The 23,331-nt window shown below is 68.7% G+C and carries 15 protein-coding genes and 2 tRNA genes; 12 read left to right on the top strand and 5 right to left on the bottom strand.

What is annotated here, in order from left to right; all coding sequences use genetic code 11:
• Positions 1-19 precede the first annotated feature (19 nt).
• The 7 genes from HUA76_RS23315 (at position 20) to rsmI (ending at position 5,363) form a co-directional block, all read left to right on the top strand.
• Positions 20-304 (top strand): KH domain-containing protein, encoded by a 285-nt coding sequence (locus tag HUA76_RS23315; RefSeq protein WP_141645904.1) that lies wholly within the window; start codon positions 20-22, stop codon positions 302-304.
• Entirely contained in the window at positions 301-864 is a 564-nt protein-coding gene (gene rimM, locus HUA76_RS23320; RefSeq protein WP_141645905.1) for a ribosome maturation factor RimM, read from the top strand. The genes HUA76_RS23315 and rimM overlap by 4 nt, the downstream gene beginning before the upstream one ends.
• Complete coding sequence (trmD, locus tag HUA76_RS23325) at positions 861-1,604, top strand: tRNA (guanosine(37)-N1)-methyltransferase TrmD (protein WP_174462107.1); 744 nt, start codon at positions 861-863, stop codon at positions 1,602-1,604. The genes rimM and trmD overlap by 4 nt, the downstream gene beginning before the upstream one ends.
• Before the next feature lie 122 nt (positions 1,605-1,726).
• Positions 1,727-2,110 (top strand): 50S ribosomal protein L19, encoded by a 384-nt coding sequence (gene rplS, locus HUA76_RS23330; protein WP_141645907.1) that lies wholly within the window; start codon positions 1,727-1,729, stop codon positions 2,108-2,110.
• 93 nt (positions 2,111-2,203) lie between these two features.
• On the top strand, positions 2,204-4,102 hold the full coding sequence (locus HUA76_RS23335; RefSeq protein ID WP_174462108.1) for a chromosome segregation protein SMC: 1,899 nt from the start codon (positions 2,204-2,206) through the stop codon (positions 4,100-4,102).
• Positions 4,103-4,145: 43 nt separating this feature from the next.
• On the top strand, positions 4,146-4,523 hold the full coding sequence (locus HUA76_RS23340) for a YraN family protein (RefSeq protein ID WP_174455348.1): 378 nt from the start codon (positions 4,146-4,148) through the stop codon (positions 4,521-4,523).
• Between the two features lie 9 nt (positions 4,524-4,532).
• Entirely contained in the window at positions 4,533-5,363 is an 831-nt protein-coding gene (gene rsmI, locus HUA76_RS23345; protein WP_174462109.1) for a 16S rRNA (cytidine(1402)-2'-O)-methyltransferase, read from the top strand.
• A 111-nt stretch (positions 5,364-5,474) separates the two neighbouring features.
• Here the strand turns inward: rsmI and HUA76_RS23350 are convergent, their stop codons facing one another.
• The 5 genes from HUA76_RS23350 to HUA76_RS23370 all read right to left on the bottom strand — a co-directional run bounded on the left by HUA76_RS23350 (position 5,475) and on the right by HUA76_RS23370 (position 10,856).
• Positions 5,475-6,794: a hypothetical protein gene (locus tag HUA76_RS23350; protein ID WP_141646342.1), complete on the bottom strand. Its 1,320-nt coding sequence runs from the start codon at positions 6,792-6,794 to the stop codon at positions 5,475-5,477.
• Between the two features lie 95 nt (positions 6,795-6,889).
• Entirely contained in the window at positions 6,890-7,816 is a 927-nt protein-coding gene (locus HUA76_RS23355; protein WP_371746259.1) for a M23 family metallopeptidase, read from the bottom strand.
• 196 nt (positions 7,817-8,012) lie between these two features.
• Positions 8,013-9,437, bottom strand: a complete 1,425-nt coding sequence (locus tag HUA76_RS23360) for a sigma-54 dependent transcriptional regulator (protein ID WP_174462110.1) — start codon at positions 9,435-9,437, stop codon at positions 8,013-8,015.
• 25 nt (positions 9,438-9,462) lie between these two features.
• Positions 9,463-10,329 carry an encapsulin nanocompartment shell protein EncA gene (gene encA, locus HUA76_RS23365; protein ID WP_174462111.1) on the bottom strand — a complete coding sequence of 289 codons (867 nt, stop codon included), beginning with the start codon at positions 10,327-10,329 and terminating at the stop codon, positions 9,463-9,465.
• 47 nt (positions 10,330-10,376) lie between these two features.
• The gene (locus HUA76_RS23370; protein ID WP_141646338.1) at positions 10,377-10,856 is read right to left on the bottom strand and encodes a ferritin; all 480 of its coding nucleotides are present in this window, start codon (positions 10,854-10,856) and stop codon (positions 10,377-10,379) included.
• Between the two features lie 105 nt (positions 10,857-10,961).
• Between HUA76_RS23370 and murJ the strand changes: the two genes are divergently transcribed.
• The 5 genes from murJ (at position 10,962) to HUA76_RS45490 (ending at position 23,060) form a co-directional block, all read left to right on the top strand.
• Positions 10,962-12,662, top strand: coding sequence for a murein biosynthesis integral membrane protein MurJ (murJ, locus tag HUA76_RS23375; protein ID WP_174462112.1), 1,701 nt, complete (start codon positions 10,962-10,964; stop codon positions 12,660-12,662).
• A gap of 284 nt (positions 12,663-12,946) precedes the next feature.
• Positions 12,947-14,905: a S1 RNA-binding domain-containing protein gene (locus tag HUA76_RS23380; protein WP_174462237.1), complete on the top strand. Its 1,959-nt coding sequence runs from the start codon at positions 12,947-12,949 to the stop codon at positions 14,903-14,905.
• Between the two features lie 97 nt (positions 14,906-15,002).
• Positions 15,003-15,076 (top strand) — tRNA-Met (locus HUA76_RS23385).
• Positions 15,077-15,144: 68 nt separating this feature from the next.
• A tRNA-Met gene (locus tag HUA76_RS23390) sits at positions 15,145-15,218 on the top strand.
• 528 nt (positions 15,219-15,746) lie between these two features.
• Positions 15,747-23,060, top strand: a complete 7,314-nt coding sequence (locus tag HUA76_RS45490; RefSeq protein ID WP_174462113.1) for a myxosortase-dependent M36 family metallopeptidase — start codon at positions 15,747-15,749, stop codon at positions 23,058-23,060.
• The last annotated feature ends 271 nt before the right edge of the window (positions 23,061-23,331 follow it).

A 23,331-nucleotide genomic window follows, 5' to 3' on the forward strand; every position in this document is an offset into this window, starting at 1 on the left:
CCGCCTGTACTGAGCGGACGTGGAGCAACTCCTCACGTATCTGGCGCGGGCCCTGGTCGATCAACCGGACCAGGTGGGCCTGCGCATCTCCGAGGTGGACGGCGCGCGGCTCTATGAGCTGAAGGTCGCCCCCGAGGATGTTGGCAAGGTCATCGGCCGTGATGGGCGTACCGTGAATGCCCTCCGGACGCTGCTCAATGCCGCGGCCCAGAAGTCAGGCCAGAAGGTTCGTCTGGAGATCCTCGACGACCGGCGCAATGCGGCCAGCGGTCAGCCCGCCGCCGCACCGGACACGTCACGGTGACTCCGAACCCCTTGCTTGAGCTGGGCTTCATCTCGCGCGCGCACGGACTGCGCGGCGAGGTGGCCGTGCGTCCGTTTGATCCAGGATCGGAGACGCTCGCCACCGTCGAGCGGGTTCGCATCCGCACCCGGGCGGGCGTGGAACGCGACCTCAAGATGGAGGAGCTGCGGCCCACGCCGAAAGAGGACATCGTCGCCTTCGAGGGCGTGGAGACGCGCACGGAGGCCGAGTCGCTCGTGGGCTCCACCGTGTTCGTCTTCCGCGAGGACCTGGAGCCGCCCGAAGAGGGCCAGTTCTTCCAGGGCGATCTGGTGGGCCTGTCCGCCGTGGACGAGGCCGGCACGCCCCTGGGAACGGTGGAGGAGATCTGGGCCACCGGCGAGGTGCCGAACCTGGTGATCCGCGCCGCGGGGCGGCAGGAGTTGGTGGTGCCGTTCGCGGATGAGTTCGTCCCCACCGTGGACATCGCCGCGCGGCGCATCGTGATCCGCCCTCCCGAGTACGTGGAAGTCGGCCGCCGCGACGCGGACAAGGATGCGCCCGACGGGTCCGAGCAGTGAGTCCGTCGTATCCGGTGGAGCTGCTCACGCTGTTCCCCGGCATGGTGACCGGCTACCTGGGGGCCAGCATCCTCGGCAAGGCCCAGGAGAAGGGCCTGCTCTCCACCACCATCACCGACATCCGCGAGTACGCGGAGGGCAAGCATCGCGTCACGGACGACGCTCCCTACGGGGGCGGGGCTGGGATGGTGATGAAGCCCGAGCCGCTGATCGCCGCGATTGAAGCCGCGCGGGCGCGACTGCCCGGCGCGAAGGTGCTGCTGATGAGCCCTCGCGGCGTGACGTTCACCCAGGCCGCCGCACGTGAGCTTGTCTCCCACACGGCGGGGTTGATCCTCGTCTGTGGTCGCTACGAGGGCGTGGACGAGCGGGTGATGAGCTACCTGGATGGGGAGCTGTCCCTGGGAGACTTCGTCCTCACCGGTGGGGAGGTCGCCGCGATGGCGGTGGTGGACGCCGTGGCGCGGCTGGTCCCCGGGGTGCTGGGGAATGTGGCGTCCTCGGTGTCGGAGAGCTTCGAGGAGGGCACGCTGGAGCATCCCCAGTACACGCGCCCGCCTGTCTTCCGGGAGGTCGAGGTGCCCGCCGCCCTCCAGTCGGGAGACCATGCCCGCATCGCCCGGTGGCGCCGTTGGAAATCGCTGGTGCTCACACGAGAGCGCCGGCCCGACTTGTTCTCCCGCCTGACGTTGTCCAAGGCGGATCAAAAACTGCTGGCTCGCCGCGAGGAAGACCTGTAACCCTGGGGGTTCTCAGTGGATTGGGCTTCAGCGGGCTTGTCCGACACCATTCTCTCTGGTAGTACGGCCCGCTCTTTCACGCGTTCATCGTCGCGTTAGCTTCCGCTTTACTGGAGTCTGTCATGCGTAACAGCGCCATTCAGCACGTCGAGGCCAAGTACCTGCGCCAGGACGTCACCTCGTTCCGTTCTGGTGACTCCGTGCGCGTCTTCTGGAAGGTGAAGGAGGGCGAGAAGGAGCGCGTCCAGGCGTTCGAGGGCACCGTCATCCGGAAGACCTCGGGCAGCCACAGGGCCACCTTCACGGTCCGCAAGGTGTCCTTCGGCGTCGGCGTGGAGCGCATCTTCCCGCTGCACAGCCCCCGCTACGAGAAGATCGAGGTCCTCTCGCGTGGCCGCGTGAACCGCAGCCGCCTGTTCTACCTCCGCGACCTCAAGGGCAAGGCGGCCCGCGTGGACGTGCAGGAAGATCCCGACAGGGCCCCCAAGGCCGCCAAGGCCTCCTGAGCGCCTGAGTCCTCGTCGGCCCACGGGCCGTCGTGAGAAGGAGCGTCCGATCCCGGGCGCTCCTTTTTTCATTCGCGGTAACATGCGCCGGCCATGCAATTCGTCGAGGTCGCCGTCCAGAATGTCCGGGGCTTTACTCCCGCGGGCCGCTTCTCGCTGAAGTCCGGGTACCTTGTCCTCAAGCCGCCCTCGGCCGAGGCGAGCCCGTTCGCGGGAGTCCTGCTCGCGCTGCTCTTCGCGGACGGTCGGGGCGGAGACGCCTCCTTCATCGCGCCCGGTGCGAAGTCCGGCAAGGCCGCGCTGACCTTCCAGGGCGTGGATGGTGCGACATACCGGGTCCTGCGGGAGCTGGGCGGCTCGGGGACGCTGCATCGCTTGAACAAGGCGACGCAGCAGCCGGAGCTGGTGTCGTCGGATGCCTCGGAGATGAACCAGTTCATGCGCGGGCAGGTGGGGCTGCCTCCGCGGACGACCTTCGAGCAGCTCTACTGCCTCCAGGTGGGGCAGCTTCCATCCCGGCGTCCGCGCAAGGCCGCGGCCAAGGCGGTGGACCCCAAGGCGTCCGGCAAGTTCCCCTCGCTGGCGTCCGTCTCCACCGTCGCGCCCTCCGACGACATCGCCGCATCCGAGGCGAAGGCGCGTGCGTTGGAGGCGGAGCTCATCTCCGCGCGCGAGGTGGATGGGCTCCAGTTCAAGGTGGACGGGTTGTCCTCGCAGATCTTCGACGCGGATCAGCGCCTGAAGGGCACCGAGGGGCTGAAGGTCGCCATCCACGACGCGGAGAATGCGTGGCGGGCCGCGCCGACGCCGCAGACGCTGGGGCTTCCCCAGGACATCCTCAACCGGGTGCAGCGCTATTCCAAGGTGGTGGCGAAGCGGGACGATGCGCTGGTCCGGCTCGGCGCGGACCGGGATGCGGACGCGGCGGATGTGCCGGACTCGGTGGAGCCGCTGACTGAGGACCGTGGCTTCTGGGTCGGCATCGCCGTGGGCGTGCTGTTTCTCGGGCTGGGGTTGGGTCTGGGGCTCGGCATCGACAGCACGTTCCGCTACCTGGCGCTGCTGGACATCCCCGCCTTCGGCTTCTCCGCGTTCGTCGCGCTGCGCTACGTGGATGAACTCCAGAAGTCCTCGCAGCGAGGCAGCAAGGAAGGTCGCTTCGACGCACGCGAGAAGAAGATCCACGAGGAGTTCGAGGCCGAGGCCGCGCCGGTGCGCATGGCGCAGAAGGCACTCGGCGTGGAGAGCCTGGACGAGATTCCCGCCGCGCTGGAGCGCAAGGAGCTGCTGGCCGCTCGCGTGGTGGAGCTGAAGGATCAGCTCGCGGCGGTGGAGGCGGACCCCGAGTTCGTGGCCGCGTCCACTCAGCGCCAGGCGCTGAAGGACCAGCTCGAGGCGCTCAACGCGGAGCTCATCCAGAAGGGCTCCTACGTGCGCGACATTCGCGAGGTGGAGCGGGAACTCGGCCGGGTGAAGGAGTCCATCGCGCTGGCGAAGGCGCCACCTCCGCCGGCCGCCGCCGGGCCGGATGGTGCCCCCGCGCCCGCGGAGCCGCTGGACGATCCTTCCCCCGCGCTGCTGGCCCAGGCCGCGGACATCTTCACCACAGACGTGCTGAGCGTGCAGGCCATGCTCAAGGATCGCTGCGTCCAGTACCTCACCGCGCTCACGGACCGCCGATACCAGGGTGTCGAGTGGGACAAGGAGGGTCGGGCCTTCGCGCTCGCGGGCGGGCGACGGGTGCCGGTGGGCGAGATTCCGCCAAAGGACCTGGACCTGTATTACCTGGCGCTGCGGCTGACGGTCGTGGAGAAGGGGAGTGCGCGCGTGAAGCGGCCCTTCGTCCTCGAGGATGTCTTCGCGGGCGTCGAGGAAGTGAAGCTGCCGCTCATCGCCCGCATGCTGAAGCACCTGGGCACGCTGACGCAGGTGCTCCACGTCACCCCGCACCCTGGCTTCGCCCAGATGTCGGACGGCACGGTTAACGTGTAGTCCGATGTGGAAGGTGTCCTCCGTGGGGGAGGACGGTGGGGGTATGGGGATGGGGCGTGGGGTGCGGCGGGAGTTCGGGGATGAGGCGGAGTCGGTGGCGGTGCGGTACCTGGAGGAGCGGGGCTGGCGGGTGAGGGCGCGGAACTGGCCGTGTCGTTACGGCGAATTGGATGTGGTGGCTGAGCGAGAGGACACCGTGTGCTTCGTCGAGGTGCGGATGCGCTCCTCGGCCGTATGGGGAGACCCGGCGCACACCGTGTCGTTCGCCAAGCAGCGTCGGGTGGTGAAGGCGGCGCTGCACTATCTCTTCGCTCATGACCTGCGTGAGCGGATGATGCGCTTCGACGTGATTTCCGTGGTGGGGCGTGGAGCGCGCGCCACCGTGGAGCACATTCCCGGCGCCTTCGATGCGGGCATGTAAGGGGAAGGCATGGCTGGAACGCTGTACCTGGTGGCCACGCCCATCGGGAACCTGGGTGACATCTCTGCGCGCGCGCTGGAGACCCTCCGCGCGGTGCGCTTCATCGCCTGCGAGGACACGCGGCACTCCCGTGTGCTGCTCGACCACTTCGGCATTGGCGGCAAGGACCTGGTCAGCCTGCCCGCCTTCGCGGAGGGGCAGCGGGCCGGGCGAATCCTCGATCGAATCGCAGAAGGGGATGACTGCGCGCTCGTCACGGACGCGGGCAGTCCGGCCATCAGCGACCCCGGAGAGCGACTGGTGGCGGAGGCGCTGGAACGAGGGCTGACGGTGGTTCCAATCCCGGGCGCCACGGCCCTCGTCGCGGCCCTGAGCGCGTCCGGGCTGCCCACGGGGCGCTTCCACTTCCTGGGGTTCCTGCCCCGCAAGGGCGCCGAGCGGCGCGCCATGCTTGAAGAGGTGGCCGCGCTGTCCGCGACGCTGGTGCTCTACGAGTCTCCGCGCCGTCTGGGAGAAACGCTCCCGGACCTGCAGGAGGTCTGGGGGGACCGCCGTGCGTGTGTCGCCCGCGAGCTGACCAAGCTGCACGAGGAGTTCGTGCGAGGGCCGCTGTCAGAGCTGTCCGCGCGCTACGAGACGGAAGAGGCCCGGGGTGAGGTCGTGGTGCTCGTGGAAGGCCGCACCGGAGAGCGCCGCTGGTCCGAGGAAGAGCTGCGGCGCGGGCTCGAAGAGGGGCTTGCTCGCGGCGAGAAGCTCAAGCCCCTGAGCACCGAGCTGGCGCGTCGTGCGGGCTGGTCGGGACAGGACGTCTACCGACTCGGGCTGTCGCTGAAGCGGTGAGTCGAAGCGGGACCCAGGAGGCGCGTTCTCCCTCCTGGCGTCCGCGTTGCTGCTGCCCGCGACACCGGGAGGCAGGCGGTGGATGCCGCGCCTCCCGGGTGTCATCTGCCGCTAGAAGTTGAACGAAGCGCTCAGGTCGAAGCGGAACGTCGTGCTGCCGATGGCGCGGAACCGGCGGGAGACAAGGTCGTAGCGCCAGTCGAACGTCGGGTTGAGCTCGGGCGAGCCCACCGCCGTGTCGACCTGACCATCACCGTTGAGGTCCTGGCCCATCTCCTCGTTCGTCAGCGTGTGGTCCGTGTTGTAGAGGAACGTGCCCGACGCGCGAATCTTGAAGGTGTCCGACGCGCTCGCGGTGGCGCCGAGCATGCCGCCGACCTGGAAGTACTCCTCGGAGGTGAGCAGCTTGCGAAGCGCCGCGCTCAGCTCGTTGTTGTACCGGCCCGCGCCCACGTAGTTGCCGATGGCCCGCAGGTCCAGGGTGAACTTCTGGTGCTTCTGAGGCCTGTCGAACGGCACCAGCTCCACACCGGCGACCATCCCCAGCATCTCCGGCGACTTGATGCCCGTCTCCTTGCGGTTCCACGGACCTTCGCCGCAGTTGCCGGGAGCACCCAGGTTCGTGGGGTTCGACGTGCGCTGGTCGCAGTTCGAATAGAAGAGGGGACCTCGGACGGGGATGGTGTAGCTGGCCTTGAAGTACGGCTCGGCCACGCCCATGCGGCGCGAGAACGCCGTGTAGAGCTGGTACTTGTGGACCCGGTCGCCAATGTTGCCGCGCTCGTCCGAGTTCGTGGTGTCCACGCTCGGGTCCCTCACCTTCGCGGTGGGGGCCTCGTAGTCGATGCCGACAATCCAGGTGGGCTTGGTCTCGTCCTTCGCCTGATTGAAGAAGGCGTAGGCCAGGCCGAAGTGGAGGTTGCCCAGTCCGCCCCGGAAGCTCTCCTGCGGCACGCCGAAGAGCGGCACACCGTTGGTCTGCGGGTCCGAGAGGCATCCCGCGATGGTCGAGCCATCCGCGTTGATGCAGTTGTTGGTGATGGTGGAAGACTCCTGGGACGACTGGGAGGTGAAGTCCCATCGCTCGTTCTGCTGGAACACCAGCGGGAGCGTGAAGGACAGCTCCAAGTCCCTGTAGAGACCCACCGCCAGCCTCAGGTTGAGGCGGGCATCGACGCCCTTGTACCAGAGCTCCGCGGCGTCACCGCGCGTGGCTGGCGAGCCATCCTCGTTGGGCGGCGTGCCCGCGGGCGCGAGCTGCTCGCGGACAATCTTCGCGCGAGTCTGCGTACGTTCGAACCCGACGTCGATGAACAGGTCGAACGGATCGTCATCCTCGAAGGAGGAAGCGATCCGGGTGATATCTGCCGCGCTGGCGGCGAACGGCGCGCCCAGCGTCAGCGCGGCGAGTACGGCGCGAAGCCTGTGCATCCGACCTCCGACGGCGAAACGAGCGGGCCTTCCGGCAAGCCCGGGGGCTTCCAGCTAGCCGCGCCGTCGAAGGAGTGTCAAGAATCGGGTTGCTTTTACTTCCCCGCGACGGAGGTTCCGAGCAGCCCTTCCAGGCGCCGGACCTCGTCATCGAAGCCCGTCTTGTGGCCGGCCGCCATGGTGCGGCGGTAGGTCTTGTGCTGGTCGAAGGGGTCCAGCACCCGGTCGTCCTGGGTCATCAGCTGGTAGTGGAGGTGGGGCGCGAAGGAGCGGCCCGTGTTGCCGCTCCGGGCGATGACCTGGCCCACGTTGAAGCGCGAGCCCGGGTGGATGTCCTTGGACACCTCGTCCAGATGCAGGAAGAGGGCGCGGCGGCCACGGCCGCCCGTCTCCACCAGCTCCAGGCAGTTGCCGTTGCTGCCCCAGTTCCAGTTCTTGCGCTTCACCACGCCGGCGAAGGGCGCCTTGACGGGCGTGCCCACCGGGGTGCGGAAGTCCACGCCCTTGTGGCGGCGACCGTCGCGCAGCAGGGACGTCACCTGCTCGTAGTCGTCCAGCGGCGACTTCTCCAGGCGCAGCTCCAGCTCCTCGCCCGTGGACAGGTAGTAGCGCGCGGCGCCCTCGGTTCCGGCCTGGTAGCGGTACGCACTGAGCGTCTTGCCCAGCTTGGCGCTGGTGAAGCGCACCGCGTGGACCAGGGGCTCCTCGTTGGGGCGGCGCTGGAAGAGCACGTCCAGGGTGTCGCCGCGCAGGATTTCACCCGGAACCTCCACCCACCACACCAGCGTGCGCGTCACCACCTGCGCCAGGGCCGGGCCCACGTCCGCGCCAGCGGAGTTGTTGAGGGCCGTCTCCAGCGGGCCCTCGATGCGCATCGACGCGCGCTCCAGGCCCGCGGCCTTCACCGGGTCCACGGGAACAGGCGCGGCGAGAGGGGCCGCCGCGAGGGCGCCCGCATCCGCGGGGCCGGTGGCCTCGGCGACAGGCTGGTGGATGGCGGCCTCGCCCGTGGCGTTCGCCATCCGTTGCTTCCACCACCACACGCCCCCGGCGGCTCCGCCAAGGATGAGTGACACGGCGACCACGGGCCCGATGGGGCTGCGCTTTGGAGGTGCACCGAGGGTGGGAAGGTTCGGCCGCATACAGGCTCCCTGGTTTGGAAAGAGTGGGCGGGCGCGAAAACCAGCGCCCGCGACGAGGAATTCCGCCAGCCGAGGGTCAATCCTCGGGGCCGTCCTCTTGCTCGTCTGGCGTGGTGTCGCGCAGACCGAATTCCTTCATCTTCGTTTGCAGGGACTTGCGGCTGATCTGCAAGAGCCGCGCGGCCCGGGTGACGTTGCCGCCCGTCTCATCGAGCTTCTTGACGATGAGGTCCCGCTCCAGCTCCGCCGCCTTCATCCGGACGATGTCCTTCAGGCCCACCTCACCCGTGGGAACTTCCAGGGTCGGTGCGCTGGGGGGCGGAGCGGGGCTTGCCTGGACGCCCGCTCCCTGCCGAACGGGCTCTGGCAGGTCCTTGGCGGTGATGAGCGGCCCGTCCGCGAACAGCAACGCGCGCTCGATGAGGTTCTCCAGCTCGCGGATGTTGCCCGGCCACGCGTAGCCCTGCAGCAGCGCCAGCGCGTCGTCGGTGATGCCTTCAATCTTCTTGTTGAGGCGCCGGTTGTACTTGTCCACGAAGTGCCGCGCGAGCATCAGGATGTCGCTGCGGCGTTCTCGCAGGGGGGGCAGGGTGAGCGGCACCACCGCCAGCCGGTAGTACAGGTCCTTGCGGAAGCGGCCGGCTTCGATCTCCGCCTGGAGGTCGCGGTTGGTGGCGGCAACGAGGCGCACATCCACGCGCGTCGTCTTGATCCCGCCCACGCGCTCGAACTCGCCTTCCTGGAGCGCGCGCAGCAGCTTCACCTGCATCTCGACGGGAATCTCCCCGATTTCGTCCAGGAAGAGGGTGCCGCCGTCGGCCAGCTCGAACCGGCCGGGCTTGGAGGTGACGGCGCCGGTGAAGGCTCCGCGCTCGTAGCCGAACAGCTCGCTCTCCAGCAGCGTGGCGGGGATGGCCGCGCAGTTGATCTTGATGAACGGCTTGTCGCGACGGCTGGAGGCGCCGTGCAGCGCGGTGGCGATGAGCTCCTTGCCGGTGCCGCTCTCGCCGGTGATGAGCACCGTGGAGGGCGTGTCCGCCACCTTGTCGATGACCTTGTAGACGTCCTGCATCTGGGGCGACTCGCCGATGATGGCGGCGCGCGCCTTGAGGTCCGGACGGACGGAGCGACGGGCGCTCTCGTTCGTCTTGGCGGCCTTGGCGACCACGGCGGACAGCTCCGTCTGGTCGAAGGGCTTGGTGATGTAGTCGAACGCGCCCGCCTTGATGGCGTCCACGGCCGAGTCCACGGTGCCGTGCGCGGTGATGATGATGACCGGCACGTCGGGGTTGGCGGAGCGGATGGTGCTCAGCACCTCCATGCCGCCCACCTTGGGCATCACCAGGTCCGTCACGACGATGTCGGCGCCGTTCTTGTGGAACTCCGCCAGCCCCTGCTCACCGTTCTCCGCGACGGTGACGTCGAAGCCATCCCGGCGCAGCATCGCGGCGAGCACCTTGCGGAGATTCGCCTCGTCGTCAATCACCAGGACTTTTGCCATGGGAGCAGGGCGCGGAGGGGCCGGACTAACGACGGGCCGACGCCGCGGTGGGGCCCTCAATGGTGCAGATGGCGTCCGGGTGCTTGATGCGCAAGAGGAGCGCCTCCAGCACGCGGAACGGATGGTTCATCCTCGAGGCACCCAGGTAGGCCGCCACCATGTCCATGGCCACGGCCAGGTCCATGTTCTCCCGGCCCGTGGACACCACCACGCCCGAGTCACCGCGCAGGCGGTTGGACTGGTAGACGCCGTCCGAGGCCAGCTGCTTGAGGGTCTCGATCTCCAGCACGCCCGTCTTCTCGTAGATGCGGTGCAGCGCCGAGTACAACCGGGGCGACAGCACGACGGCATAGGGGCCGAAGTGGCCGTGCTCGTTGAGCGTGCGCGTGGCCTCGACGACGGCCTGGAAGCCGCCGCCCGCCACCGTCCAGTCACCCAGCGGCACGGTGAGCCGGCCGTTGGCCGTCATCAGGCCCTCGTAGCCCAGCTTCGCGTCACCGTAGAAGATGAGCTCGTCTTCCTGCTGCGCGCACAGCGCCGCGGCGCCCGCGGCGGCGGACACGTCCAGCGGCATGTTGTGCGTCCGGGCCGCCTCGATGTCGCGCCAGTGCAGCAGGAAGTCCTTGTAGATGATGGGGATGGTCTTGAACTTGCGCGCGTCGGTGAAGACCATCGCGGTCTCCTGCTCGCCGACGATGTCCACCGCGCCCGGGGACACGCCCTGGAACTCGTCGTAGGGCACCGTCTGCACGCCCGCGCCCAGCGGACCGTAGATGTCGAGGATGCGGCGGCCCACGAGCGAGCGCCGCGCGACCTGGATGACGGTTTCATTCAGGCGCGCCCACTCCTCTTCACGGAGCGGGTTCTCGGCATGTCCAAGGAAGTCAGGCATCGAACAGTCTCCAGATACTCAACAAGGAGAAAAGAAAAGGAACGTCTTCAGCGATTGCCGCCGCCGCCACCACCGCCACTCCGGCGGAGCGAGCCCACCGTGAGGGGATGGGACTCCACGGCGGGCGGCGGAGCGGGCAGGCCGTACATCAGGCGCTGCGGGGGAAGGGCGGTGAGCGGCTCCACCGGGGACCGGCCGTTGATGACGTTCGGCGCCGGTGGGGTGGGGGAGGGCGAATGGGCCGCGACGGGTGTGCCCGCATCGGCGACGGCCTGCTGGAAGTGCCCGGCCGCGATGGGACTGGTGAAGCGGGCGTCCTGGTTGGCGTCGAGCATGCGCAGCATGTGAACCGCCTCGGACACGTGTTCCTTCTCCTCTGTCGCCAGGTGGAGGAAGAACGCCTTCACTTCCGGGTGGGAAGCGGCCCGGGCGAAGGACTCGTATTCGTTGATGGTCTCCAGCTCGCGCGCCAGCACGCGGCGAATGCGCGCCACGTCGTCCAGGTCGCTGTCCGGGGTTTCGGCCATTGGGAATGGACCCTTGCAATCCGCCGGGGGCACCGTCAAGAGAAACAGGGCCCGGTGGGTTTCCTGCTTCATGCCACTTGACGTCACGCATAGAGTCCGGCGCTCGTGACCGCCTCCGTGCCCGAGCCTTCTCCGCCGCCTCCCACCGCCCCGTCTCCTCGGTCCGAGCGCTCCAGCGGCCGAGGCGCGTTGCTCGTGGCCACGGGTATCCTCGCCTCGAAGCTCGTGGGGCTCGTGCGCGAGCGCGTCTTCGCGCACTACCTGGGCAACGAGGCGGCGGCGGCCATCTTCAAGGCGGCGCTGCGCATCCCCAACTTCCTGCAGAACCTGTTTGGCGAGGGAGTGCTCTCCGGCTCGTTCATTCCGGTGTACGCCCAGCTGCTCGGCCGCAAGGACACGGAGGAGGCGGACCGGGTGGCGGGCGCGGTGTTCGGCCTGCTGTCGCTGGCCACCGCGCTGCTCGTGGGCGCGGGCATGCTCTTCACGCCGCTCTTCGTGGACCTCATCGCCCCGGGCTTCGAGGGCCACGCGCGCGAGCTGGCCATCCGCGTGGTGCGCGTCCTCTTCCCGGGCACTGGCTTCCTGGTGCTGAGCGCCTGGTGTCTGGGCATCCTCAACAGCCACCGCCGCTTCCTGCTGTCGTACCTGGCGCCGGTGGTGTGGAACGGCGCCATCATCCTCACGCTGCTGGTGCTGGGCGGCCGCTATGGCGAGGAGCGCCTGGTGGAGCTGCTCGCCTACGGCGTCGTGGCGGGCAGCTTCCTCCAGTTCGCGGTGCAGGTACCAAGTGTCCTCAAGTTGCTGGGGCGCTTCAGGCCCTCGCTCTCCACCGCGGCGGCGCCGGTGCGCCAGGTGCTCAAGAGCTTCGGGCCCGTCGTCCTGGGGCGCGGCGTGGTGCAGTTCAGCGCGTGGGTGGACACCGCCTTCGCCACGCTCATCTCCGAGCGGGCCATGTCCTCGCTCGTCTATGCGCAGACCATCTACCTCATCCCGGTGAGCCTCTTCGGCATGGCGGTGTCCGCGGCGGAGCTGCCGGAGATGGCGCGCGCGGCGGATGGCGAGCGGGAGGAGGTCGTCGCGAAGCTGCGGACGCGTATCGACGCGGGCGCGCGGCGCATCGCCTTCTGGGTGGTGCCCTCGGCCGCGGCCTTCTTCTTCCTGGGAGACATGGTCGCCGCGGCGCTGCTGCAGACGGGCCGCTTCGGCGCGGCGGACTCGCGCTACCTCTGGTACCTGCTCATCGGCGCGTCCGTGGGGCTGGTGGCCGCCACCGTGGGCCGGCTTTATGCCTCCGCGTTCTACGCGCTGAAGGATCCGAAGACGCCGCTGCGCTTCGCCATCGTCCGCGTGGCGCTGGGCTCGCTGGGGGCCTGGGTCCTGGGCCTTCACGGGCCCGAGTGGCTGGGGCTCCCCCCTGAACTGGGCGCGCTCGGCCTCACGCTCTCCAGCGGCATGGTGGCCTGGCTGGAGTCGACCCTTCTGCGCCGCAAGCTCTCCAGGCAGCTGGGCCGCGTGGGCGTGCCTTCGGGGTTGCTGCCCCGACTGTGGGGCGCGGCGGTGATCGCCGGAACGGTGGCCCTGGGGGTGAAGCTGGGGCTCGCCTCGGTGCTGGGTCCCATGCCCGGAGTGCAAGCGGAGTGGGGTGGGGCCTTCCTCGCCCCCCCCGCGATGCATCCCATCCTGGGATTCATCGCCGTCGCCCTCCCAATGGGAGTAATCTATTTCGCGGTGGCCGCGGCGCTCGGCGTGCCGGAGGCCAGTGCGGTGTTCCGCAAGGTTTCTGGCCGCCTGCGTCGCAAGCGCTAAGTGCGCGCCATGGCTCGGCTCCTGACGGAGCAGGCAGGCTTTGATTGGGGGTGCAACCAGGTGTCGGAAGGGATGGCGTAAAGGGCTCTCGTCGTTAGGGTCCTGGCGGTGGTGTGGACCACGTGCGCGTCATCGGGGCTTCCTCCCGACAGGGCGCGCGTGTAGAGTGCGCCGCCTTTTTCATGGGCTCCGGCTTCACGGGAAGTCTGGGCTGACTTCGTCTCAGGAAGGTCTCGGCAGTGAGCGACGAGAAGAACGGTTCCAATGCGGGCGGTCCTGGCGGAATGGGCCCCAAGAAGCCGAAGGCGACCTTCGGCGACGTGATGCTCGGCATTCCTTCGGGCGGCGCAAGCCGTGGCGAGGGAGGTCGTGGCGGCGGCGGCGGTCGCGGAGGCGAGCGCGGCGGTCCCGGTCAGGGCCGCGATGCGCAGCCGCGTCCCGAAGGAGGAGCTCCTCGCGAGGAGCGCCGTCCGCGGGGCGGTGGCAGCCCAGGGGGTGAGCGCCGCGGTGGTGGCGGCGAGCGCCGTCCGTCCGGCCCCATGGTCGTCGTGAAGCGTGCGTCGGGTGCCATCGAAACGCGGGGTCCGGTGGGTGAGCAGCCCGCCGAGGCGACCGCGACGGCGGAGGCCACCACGGCCGCCGCCGAGGCCTCCGGCGCCACTCCGACTCCCACGCCGCGCCCTGTCGCGCCGACGCCGGCGCCTTCCACGGCGCTGTACGAGGAGGTCCCCGAGTCCGAGTCCTTCGCCGAGATGTTCGAGGTGCAGGTGAAGGAGGGGGGCGCTCCGGGTCGTCGGGGCGTCCGCCTGGGCGAGAAGGTCAAGGGCACCATCTTCCAGCTCGGCGCGGACACCGCGTTCGTGTCGCTGGAGGGCTCGTCCAAGAGCGAGGCGATGATCGAGCTTCGCGAGCTCAAGGACGACGAGGGCATCCTGCGCTTCGGCGTTGGCGACAGCCTGGAGGCGCACGTCATCGAGGTGGGCGCCAAGGGCATCGTGCTGAGCCGCGCGCTGGCCAAGGGCAGCGCGTCCATGGCGATGCTGGCCGAGGCCCGCGCTTCCGGCATGCCCGTCGAGGGCATGGTGCTGAGCGTGAACAAGGGCGGTGTCGAGGTCGCCATCGGTGACCAGCGCGCCTTCTGCCCCATCAGCCAGCTGGACCTGCGCTACGTGGAGAAGCCGGATCAGTTCATCGGCGAGAAGCTCAAGTTCCGCGTCACGGAGGTTCGTGACCGCAACGTGGTGCTGTCGCGCCGCTCGCTGCTCGAGGACGAGCAGCGCACGCTCGCCGCGGAGACGCGCAAGACCCTGTCCGAGGGCAGCATCGTCAAGGGCAAGGTCTCTGGCGTGCGCGACTTCGGCGTGTTCGTGGACCTGGGCGGCGTGGAGGGGATGATCCCCGTCTCCGAGCTCTCGTACACGCGCGTGGGTCACCCCAGCGACGTGGTGAAGTCCGGCGACGAGGTGGAGGTGGAGATCCTGCGCATGGAGCCCGCGCAGCCCAACTCGCCCGACAAGACCAAGCAGAAGGAGCGCATCACGCTGTCCATGCGCTCGCGGCAGGAAGATCCCTTCAAGAAGGCGATCTCCGAGATCAAGGAGGGCGACCGCCTGCAGGGCAAGGTCGTCCGCCTCCAGCAGTTCGGCGCGTTCGTGGAGCTGCGTCCGGGCGTGGATGGCCTGGTGCACATCTCCGCGCTGAGTGATCGCCGCATCGCGCACCCGCGCGACGTCGTGAAGGAAGGCGAGACCATCTGGGTCGCCGTCGAGAAGATCGACGCGAACGAAAAGCGCATCGGCCTGCGCCGCATCACCGAGGACGAGGCGCAGCGTCCTCCCGAGGAGCGCACGGCTCCGGTGGCCGCGGAGAAGACCGCGCCTTCGGCTCCGGCCACGCCGCGTCCCAAGGCGGGGCAGGTGGTGGTGGGCAAGGTGGACCGCATCGAGCCCTACGGCGTGTTCCTCCAGTTCCCGGGTGGCAAGGGTCTGCTCCCGGCCAGCGAGACGGGCACCGAGCGCGGCACGGATCTGCGCAAGCACTACGCGCTCGGTCAGGAGGTGAAGGTGGCGATTCTCGACATCGACGCCTCCGGCAAGATTCGTCTGTCCGTCACCGCCGCGGTGCGCGCCGAGGAGCGTGCCGAGGTGGAGGAGTGGCAGAAGACGCAGCAGCCGCAGGGCGCCGCCGCTGGCAAGAAGGGCTTCGGCACGCTCGCCGATCTCTTCAGCAAGTTCGGCAAGTGATTCACCGGACTCGAGCACGTGTGACGCGTGTTCGAGTTCGCGGGAAATAGATGTTGCAGTCCACGGCGAGGGGCGGTACTACCTCCCTCGCCGCTGACGCGGGGTGGAGCAGCCTGGTAGCTCGTCGGGCTCATAACCCGAAGGTCGCAGGTTCAAATCCTGCCCCCGCAATTAGGAATGCCAGAGGCCCGGAGAATAGAAAGCCGGGCCTCTGGTGTTTATAGGCAAACACAACATGTCGCGGGGTGGAGCAGCCTGGTAGCTCGTCGGGCTCATAACCCGAAGGTCGCAGGTTCAAATCCTGCCCCCGCAACTTGGTGTCTTTCGAGGGCCTGTCTGGATTCGGAAGAAACCGCAAGGTTGAAGACCCCGGTCGCCAGAGATGGTGGCCGGGGTTTTCTCTTTGGTGCGCTTGGATGCCTTCGCGTCAGCGCGCCGCCCCGCCCCTCAGCCCAATGGCAGATCAACCCGGGGGCAGGGGAGTGTCCGTGCCCTGACGACCGCCTGGACTCCCCGTCACGTCTGGCTTGACACCGGAGAAACTGGGTAGGTCCGTCAGCACTGGAATGTTGGCCCTGGACATTGCAGCCCCTTGAGATAACTGGGGATTTTTCAGACGAGGTCTCTCGTGGATACGGAAATCTCCCGCCATCATAGAAAAAACCGCAATGTCGCCTTTCAACCTACACCAGTAAAGGCACTAATCTCTCCAACAGGTGACAATTTGTCACCTGGGAGCCAATCAGAACAGACCTGAGCTTCCGGCAAGGCTGTCGGAACGCGACGTATCGGGTCTCCCGGGCGGCTCCCACCCCGCGCAATCCCATGGGAGCACCCCCACGTGAGAAGGTTGGTTGCCAAGCTGTCCGGCCTGGCGCTGGTACTTTCAGGTACTGGCTCCTTCGCCCGGACGCTGCCGAACTACGACGCATTCCTGGAAGCCAAGCCCGCGGGCCGCACCGCCGCGAGCTTCAAGCCGGTGGACGCCGACACGGATGCCCGTGTCACCCACCGGGATGAGCACACCGGCGCCCCTCGCTTCCTGTGGGCCACTGGTGGTGCACAGAACAAGCTGAAGGCGCAGTACGCCAGCATGGCGCCGGCGCAGGCGGCCCTCACCCAGCTCAACGACTACGCGGCGATGTACGGCGTGAAGTCGTTCGAGGTGGCCGGTGCCCGCGTCTCCGCCGTCAAGCAGCTGCCCCAGGGTGTCAAGGTCGTCACCGTGGCGCAGGAGGTTTCCGGCGTCGAGGTGTTCCGCCAGAGCCTCCGGCTGCTGTTGAACAAGAACAACGAGCTGGTGTCGGTCTCCGGCACCATCTCCGAGCACGTGACGGCGCGGGCCGCGCCGGAGCGGATGCGTTTCAAGCTGTCGGCGAAGTCCGCCATCGCCGCCGCCTTCCAGGACGTCACGGGCTCCGCGCTCGACGGCAGCCTGCTGAACCAGGTGAAGAGCGCGAAGCCCACGGGCCGCTATACGCGCTACGCCCTGGCCTCGTACGCGCGACCGCAGGAAGAGAGTCTTCGCGAGCCCGCCCGCGCCAAGCAGGTCTACTACGCGCTTCCGAACGCGCTGGTGCCCGCGTACTACGTGGAGGTCATCACCGGCCGCGAGAACAGCGTCGATTCGGACGCCTACGCGTACGTCATCTCCGCGTTGGATGGTCGCGTGCTGTCTCGCAAGGACATGCGCGAGCAGGCCGCCTTCAGCTACCGCGTCTTCGCGGACACCACCCCCCCGTATACGCCTCACGACGGTCCCGCTGGCACGAACGCCACGCCGCACCCGGACGGTGCGCCGACGGGCTTCCGGCCCGCGTTCGTTCCTCCCTCGCTCGTCACCCTTCAGAACGCGCCCTACAGCCAGAATGATCCGTGGCTCGCGGCGGGTGCGACGGTGACTGCCGGCAACAACGTGGACGCGTACGCGGACCTCTTTGCGCCGGACTTCTTCAGCGCGGGCGACCTTCGCCCCACCGTCACGGCTCCCGGCGTGTTCGACCGGACGATGCTGTTCGACATCCAGCCGAACGCCAATGCGGAGCAGATCGCCGCGGCGACGACCAGCTTGTTCTACCTGAACAACTGGCTGCACGACTGGTACTACGACTCCGGGTTCGACGAGCTCTCGGGCAACGCGCAGCTCGACAACTTCGAGCGCGGTGGCGAGGACGGCGACCCCATCCAGGCGCAGGCGCAGGATTACAGCGGCACCGACAACGCCAACATGCTGACGCCAGCGGATGGTGCCTCACCGCGCATGCAGATGTACCGCTTCTCCGGCCCGCGCGAGACGTACCTGACGGTGAATGCTCCCGCCCATGTCGCGGGTAACTATGCCGTCGGAATCGCATCCGGCATGGGTGCCCAGGCGTTCGACGTGGTGGGCAATGTCGTCATCGCGCTGGACGAAGTCACCGCGGGGGGGCCGTCCACCACGGACGGTTGCACCCCCCTGACCAACGCGGCGGCGGTGGCTGGCAACATCGCCCTCATCGACCGCGGTGGCTGCGGCTTCGTCGACAAGCTCACCAGTGCGCAGGCCGCTGGGGCGACGGGTGTCATCATCGCGGACAACGCCGCGGGGCCGGTCGCGGACATGGGCGGCACCTCGACCACGCTCACCATCCCCGCGCTGCGCATCACCCTGGCGAATGGCAACCTGCTTCGCAATGAGCCGGGCCTCAACGTGCGCCTGTTCCGTGCGCCGAGCATCGGCCCGGACGGCACCGTCGACAACATCATCGTCGCGCACGAGTGGGGGCACTACATCAGCAACCGCCTCATCCTCGATGCGGGCGGCCTCGTCAACCAACAGGGCCGTTCCATGGGCGAGGGCTGGGCTGACTTCCACGCGCTGCTCATGGTGACCCGGGCGGAGGACATCAACGTCCCCTCCAACCCTGACTGGACGGGTGCGTACGGCGCGGCGGAGTTCGCCCCCCGCTACGGCTCTCCCGACAGCGCTTTCTTCGGCATCCGCCGCGTGACGTACTCGTCCGACATGGCGAAGAACGCGCTGACGTTCCGCCACATCGCGAACTCGTCCGCCCTGCCCACCACCGCGCCCATCATTACGAACACCCTCCCGAACTCGCAGTTCCACAACTCAGGTGAGGTGTGGGCCACCATGCTCTGGGAGGCCTATACGTCGCTGCTGCGCGTCCACCCGTTCCAGGAGGCTCAGGACCGGATGAAGCAGTACATCGTCCTGGGGTACATGCAGACGCCCTACGCGCCCACCTTCCTGGAGGCGCGTGACGCCATCCTCGCGGGTGCCTATGCCATCGACCCCGCGGATGCGGAGCGGATGTGGACGGCCTTCGCCAAGCGTGGCGCCGGTGTCGGCGCCGTGGCCCCGTCCTATGTCTCCACCACCCACGAGGGTCTGGTCGAAAGCTTCCGCACCGGCCCCGCGCTGGGGCTCGTGAGCGCGACGCTCTCCGACGACCTGCCCACCGGTTCGTGTGATCGCGACGGTGTGCTCGACAACGGTGAGACGGGTCGCATCGTCGTCACCATCGCGAACACCGGCTCGCACCCCGCGCGCAACGCCTCGGTGACGGTGTTCTCGCCGTCCCGCGGTGTCGTCATCGGCAACGCGGGCGTGGTCCGCCTGCCTGAGATTCCCGTGTTCGGCCAGGTGACGGTGGCGCTGCCGGTGACCCTGACGGGCGCCGCGACGGCCTCCGTCGCGGAGTTCATCATCGCCTTCCGCGATGAGAACCAGGCGGTTCCGGGAGACGTCATCGCCGCGCTGAACGCGGTGACGAACTACGACGAGGCTCCGGAGACCAGCCGGACGGAGAACGTCCAGTCCAACCCCGCGACGCTCCCCTGGGAGCTCGAGTCCAGCGAAGCGCCTGAAATCAACGAGTACTTCTTCGGGCTCGTCTACGTCGATGACGCGTTCATCGACCGCGCGTTCTTCGGCGAGAACCGGGAGTTCCCCACGGACTTCTGGCTGAAGACCCCGCCGCTCAACGTGAGCGCCACCGCGCCGTTCATCGTCAGCTTCGACCACACCCACGACTTCGAGGCCGACGCGAACGCCAACTACGACGGCGCCGTCATCGAGCTCACCGAGGACAATGGTCAGACGTGGATCGACATCGGCGTCCCCCTGTACGGTGGCGTGCTGGATACGGCCCCGGGCGTGCTGAACCCCCTGCAGGGCCGTCAGGCCATCGTCGGCACGAGCGCGAACTTCCCCACGCTCGATCCCGCGACGCTGGACCTGGGCACCACGTACGCTGGCAAGACGGTCCAGATCCGCTTCCGCATCGGCACCGACAACTTCGTCGGCGCGACGGGCTGGGCGCTGGACAACCTGTCCTTCAGCGGCATCGACAACACGCCGTTCACCTCCCTGGCGGCGGACAACAACGTGTGTCTGAATCGTCCTCCGGTCGCCAACGCCGGTCCGGACCAGACGGTGCCCGAGCGCACCGCGGTGACGGTGGCGGGCAGCGCGACGGACGCAGACGGCAATCCGCTCACGTACACCTGGACGCAGTTCTCCGGCACGGCGGTGACGCTGTCCGGCGCCGACACGGCCACCGTGACCTTCACGTCCCCTGAAGTGGCGTCGGACCGCGACATCGTGCTGCGGCTGAACGTCAGCGACGGCAGCCTGACGTCCACGGACTTCGTGACGGTGCGCGTGCTCAACGTCAACCGCGCTCCCACCGTGAACGCGGGTCTGGATGGCTCGGCGAATGAGCGTGGCAGCTTCACCCTGTCCGGCTCCGCGAGCGACGCGGATGGCGACAGCGTCACCTACCTCTGGACGCAGGTGTCCGGCACTCCGGTGGCGCTGACGGGCTACACGGCCGCCTCCGCCACGTTCGCGACCCCCGAGGTGGACTTCGACACGACGCTCACGTTCCGCCTCACCGTCTCCGACGGCAAGGTCAGCGTGAACGACACCGTGGACGTGGTCATCCACGACGTGAACCGCGCCCCGGTGGTCACCGCTTCGTCGGTGACGGTCGATGAGCGCAGCACCGCCAACCTCACGGCCACGGCCTCTGATGCGGACGGTGACACGCTGACGTACGCCTGGACGCAGCTGTCCGGTGCCCCGGTGACGCTGTCCGGCGCGGACACAGCGACGGCCTCCTTCGCGACGGGCGAAGTGGCCGCCAACGCCGTCCTCACCTTCCGGGTGACGGTGTCTGACGGTACGGCGACCGCCACGCAGGACGTGACGGTGAACGTGCTTCACATCAACCGCGCGCCGACGGTGAACGCGGGCCTGGATGGCTCCGTGAACGAGCGCGCCGTGGCCACGCTGAGCGGCTCGGCGAGCGACGTGGATGGCGACGCCCTGACGTACACCTGGGTGCAGACGGCCGGTACTCCGGTGGGCATCACCAACGCCACCTCGGCCATCGCCACCTTCACCGCGCCGGAGACGGCGACCGGTGAGACGCTGACGTTCCGCCTGACGGTGAGCGACGGCGGCTCCACCGCGAGCGACACGGTGAACGTGCAGGTCAATCCGGTGAACCGCACGCCGGCGGTGACGGCCTCGCCCGTCACGGTCAACGAGCGCACCACCGCGACCCTCATCGCCACCGGGACGGACCCGGACGGTGACACGCTGACGTACGCCTGGACGCAGCTGTCCGGCGCCGCGGTGACGCTGTCCGGTGCGAACACCGCGACGGCCACGTTCACGGCCGCCGAGGTCATCACCACCGCCACCCTGACGTTCCGGGTGACGGTGTCGGATGGCACGGCGACCGCCAGCCACGACGTGACGGTGACGGTGCTCAACGCCAACCGCGCGCCGACGGCGAACGCGGGTGCCGACGGCACCGTGGGTGCTCGCTCCGAGTACACGCTGAGCGGCGTTGGCGGTGACGCCGACGGCGACGTCCTGACGTACACCTGGGTGCAGACGGCTGGTACGCCCGTGGGCATCACCCACGCCACCACCTCTACCGCCCGCTTCACCGCTCCCGACAGTGTGGAGACGCTGACGTTCCGCCTGACCGTGAGCGACGGGACGTCCGTCGCGAGCGACTCGGTGAACGTGGCTGTCACGAGGGTCAACCGGGCTCCGTCGGTGACGGCGTCCGCGGTGACGGCCGACGAGCGGAGCACTGTCTCCCTCGTGGCCCAGGGCGTCGACCCGGATGGCGACGCGCTGACCTACGCGTGGGCGCAGCTGTCCGGCACTCCGACGGTGACGTTGGAGAACGCCAACACGGCGACCGCGACGTTCGACGCGGGTGACGTGGACGACGACGCGGAGCTCACGTTCCGCGTGACGGTGTCGGATGGTGGCGCCACCGCGAACCAGACGGTGACGGTGACGCTGCGCAACGTGAACCGTGCTCCCACGGCGAACGCGGGTGCGGCGGCTTCCGCCGTGTCCGGTACCACCGTGACGCTGGATGGCAGCGCGAGCAGCGACCCGGATGGCACCTCGCTGTCCTACACGTGGACGCAGATCAGCGGCCCGTCCGTGGCGCTGTCCAACGCGGTCTCCGCCCAGCCGTCCTTCACCGCTCCGTCGGTGGAGGCGCAGCGCGACCTGGTGTTCAGCCTGGTGGTGAACGACGGTGCGGCCAGCAGCGCGGCCTCCCTGGTGGTCATCACCATCAACCCGGCGGCCATCCCCAACCGGTCTCCGGTGGTGACGGCGTCCGCGGTGACTGCCGACGAGCGGAGCACCGTCTCCCTCGTGTCGCAGGCCTCCGATCCGGATGGCGACACGCTGACCTACGCGTGGACCCAGCTGACGGGCGCTACCGTGGAGCTGCAGAACGCCGACGCGGCGACCGCGACGTTCGATGCGGGTAACGTGGACGACGACGCGGTGCTCACGTTCCGTGTGACGGTGTCCGACGGCACCTTCGATGCGACCCAGGACGTGACGGTGACGGTGCGCAACGTGAACCGTGCTCCCACGGCGAACGCGGGTACGGCGGCCTCCGCCGTGTCCGGTGCCACCGTGTCGCTGAACGGCGGCGCGAGCAGCGACCCCGACGGCGCCACGCTGACGTACCAGTGGACGCAGGTCAGCGGGCCGGCGGTGACGCTGTCCAACGCCACGGCCGCCCAGCCGACGTTCACCGCTCCGACGGTGACGGCCGAGCGCGACCTGGTCTTCGCCCTGGTGGTGAGCGACGGTGCGGCCAGCAGCACGGCCTCCCTGGTCGTCATCACCATCACCGCGCCGCCGGTTCCGAACCGTGCGCCCGTGGTGACGGCGTCCGCGGTGACGGCCGATGAGCGGAGCACTGTCTCCCTCGTGGCCCATGCCACGGATGCGGACGGCGACACGCTGACCTACGCGTGGACCCAGCTGACGGGCACCACCGTGACGCTGCAGAACGCCAACACGGCGACCGCGTCGTTCAGCGCGGGCGAAGTGGATGACGACGCGGCGCTCTCGTTCCGCGTGACGGTGTCCGACGGTGACGCCAACGTGAACGCGACGGTGACGGTGACGGTGCGCAACGTGAACCGTGCTCCCACGGCGAACGCGGGACCGGCGGCTTCCGCCGTGTCCGGTGCCACCGTGACGTTGGACGGCAGCGCGAGCAGCGACCCCGATAGCACCACGGTGACGTACCTGTGGACGCAGATCAGCGGTCCGGCCGTGACGCTGTCCGAGGCCACGGCGGCTCAGCCGACCTTCACCGCTCCGACGGTGACGGCCGAGCGCGACCTGGTGTTCAGCCTGGTGGTGAACGACGGGGCGGCCAACAGCTCGGCCTCCCTCGTCGTCATCACCATCACCGCGGCGCCGGTGGAGAATGTCGCTCCGGTGGCCAAGGCCCGCATCATCCTCAATGGCAGCCAGACGTCGATGACCCTCGACGGCTCGGCTTCCTCTGACGCGAATGGCGATGCCCTCACCTACAAGTGGGAGCAGACGGGCGGCCCGAGCGTGACGCTCAACGAGTCGACCAAGGCGGTGCTCAACGTGGACGTTCCGGAGCTGGATGACGACAGCGCCACGTTCACGTTCAAGCTGACGGTGAAGGACAGCCACAACGCCACCCACAGCGTCACGGTGGCGGCCACGGCCACCCCGGATGATGGGGGTGGTTGCTCGTCCACGGGCGCGGGTGCTCCGGCGGGCATGCTCGCCCTGGCGCTGCTCAGCCTGCTGCACCGTCGTCGTCGCGTGAACTGAGCCGGAAGCCGCCTCCTCTCGGGCAGGCGGTCTCCTCCGGGGACGGGCGCCTGACAGGCCCGGACCCGGAGGCTCTCCAGCGGTTCGAGCATTCTTGAAGTCCGACGGCCGGCATCCTCTCGCGAGGGTGTCGGCCGTCGTTCATTCCGGCGTCGTTCGCGGGACAACGTTCGTGGGGGCGAAGTGACGAGCCCCCGCCGCGTGACGGTGACTGGTGCACGAATCCGCCGCGCGGCGCACGGGTGGCCATGCGCGCTGGGGCAGGCTCGGC

The sequence above is a fragment of the Myxococcus sp. CA056 genome (assembly GCF_013336715.1).
Lineage (GTDB): Bacteria > Myxococcota > Myxococcia > Myxococcales > Myxococcaceae > Myxococcus > Myxococcus llanfairpwllgwyngyllgogerychwyrndrobwllllantysiliogogogochensis.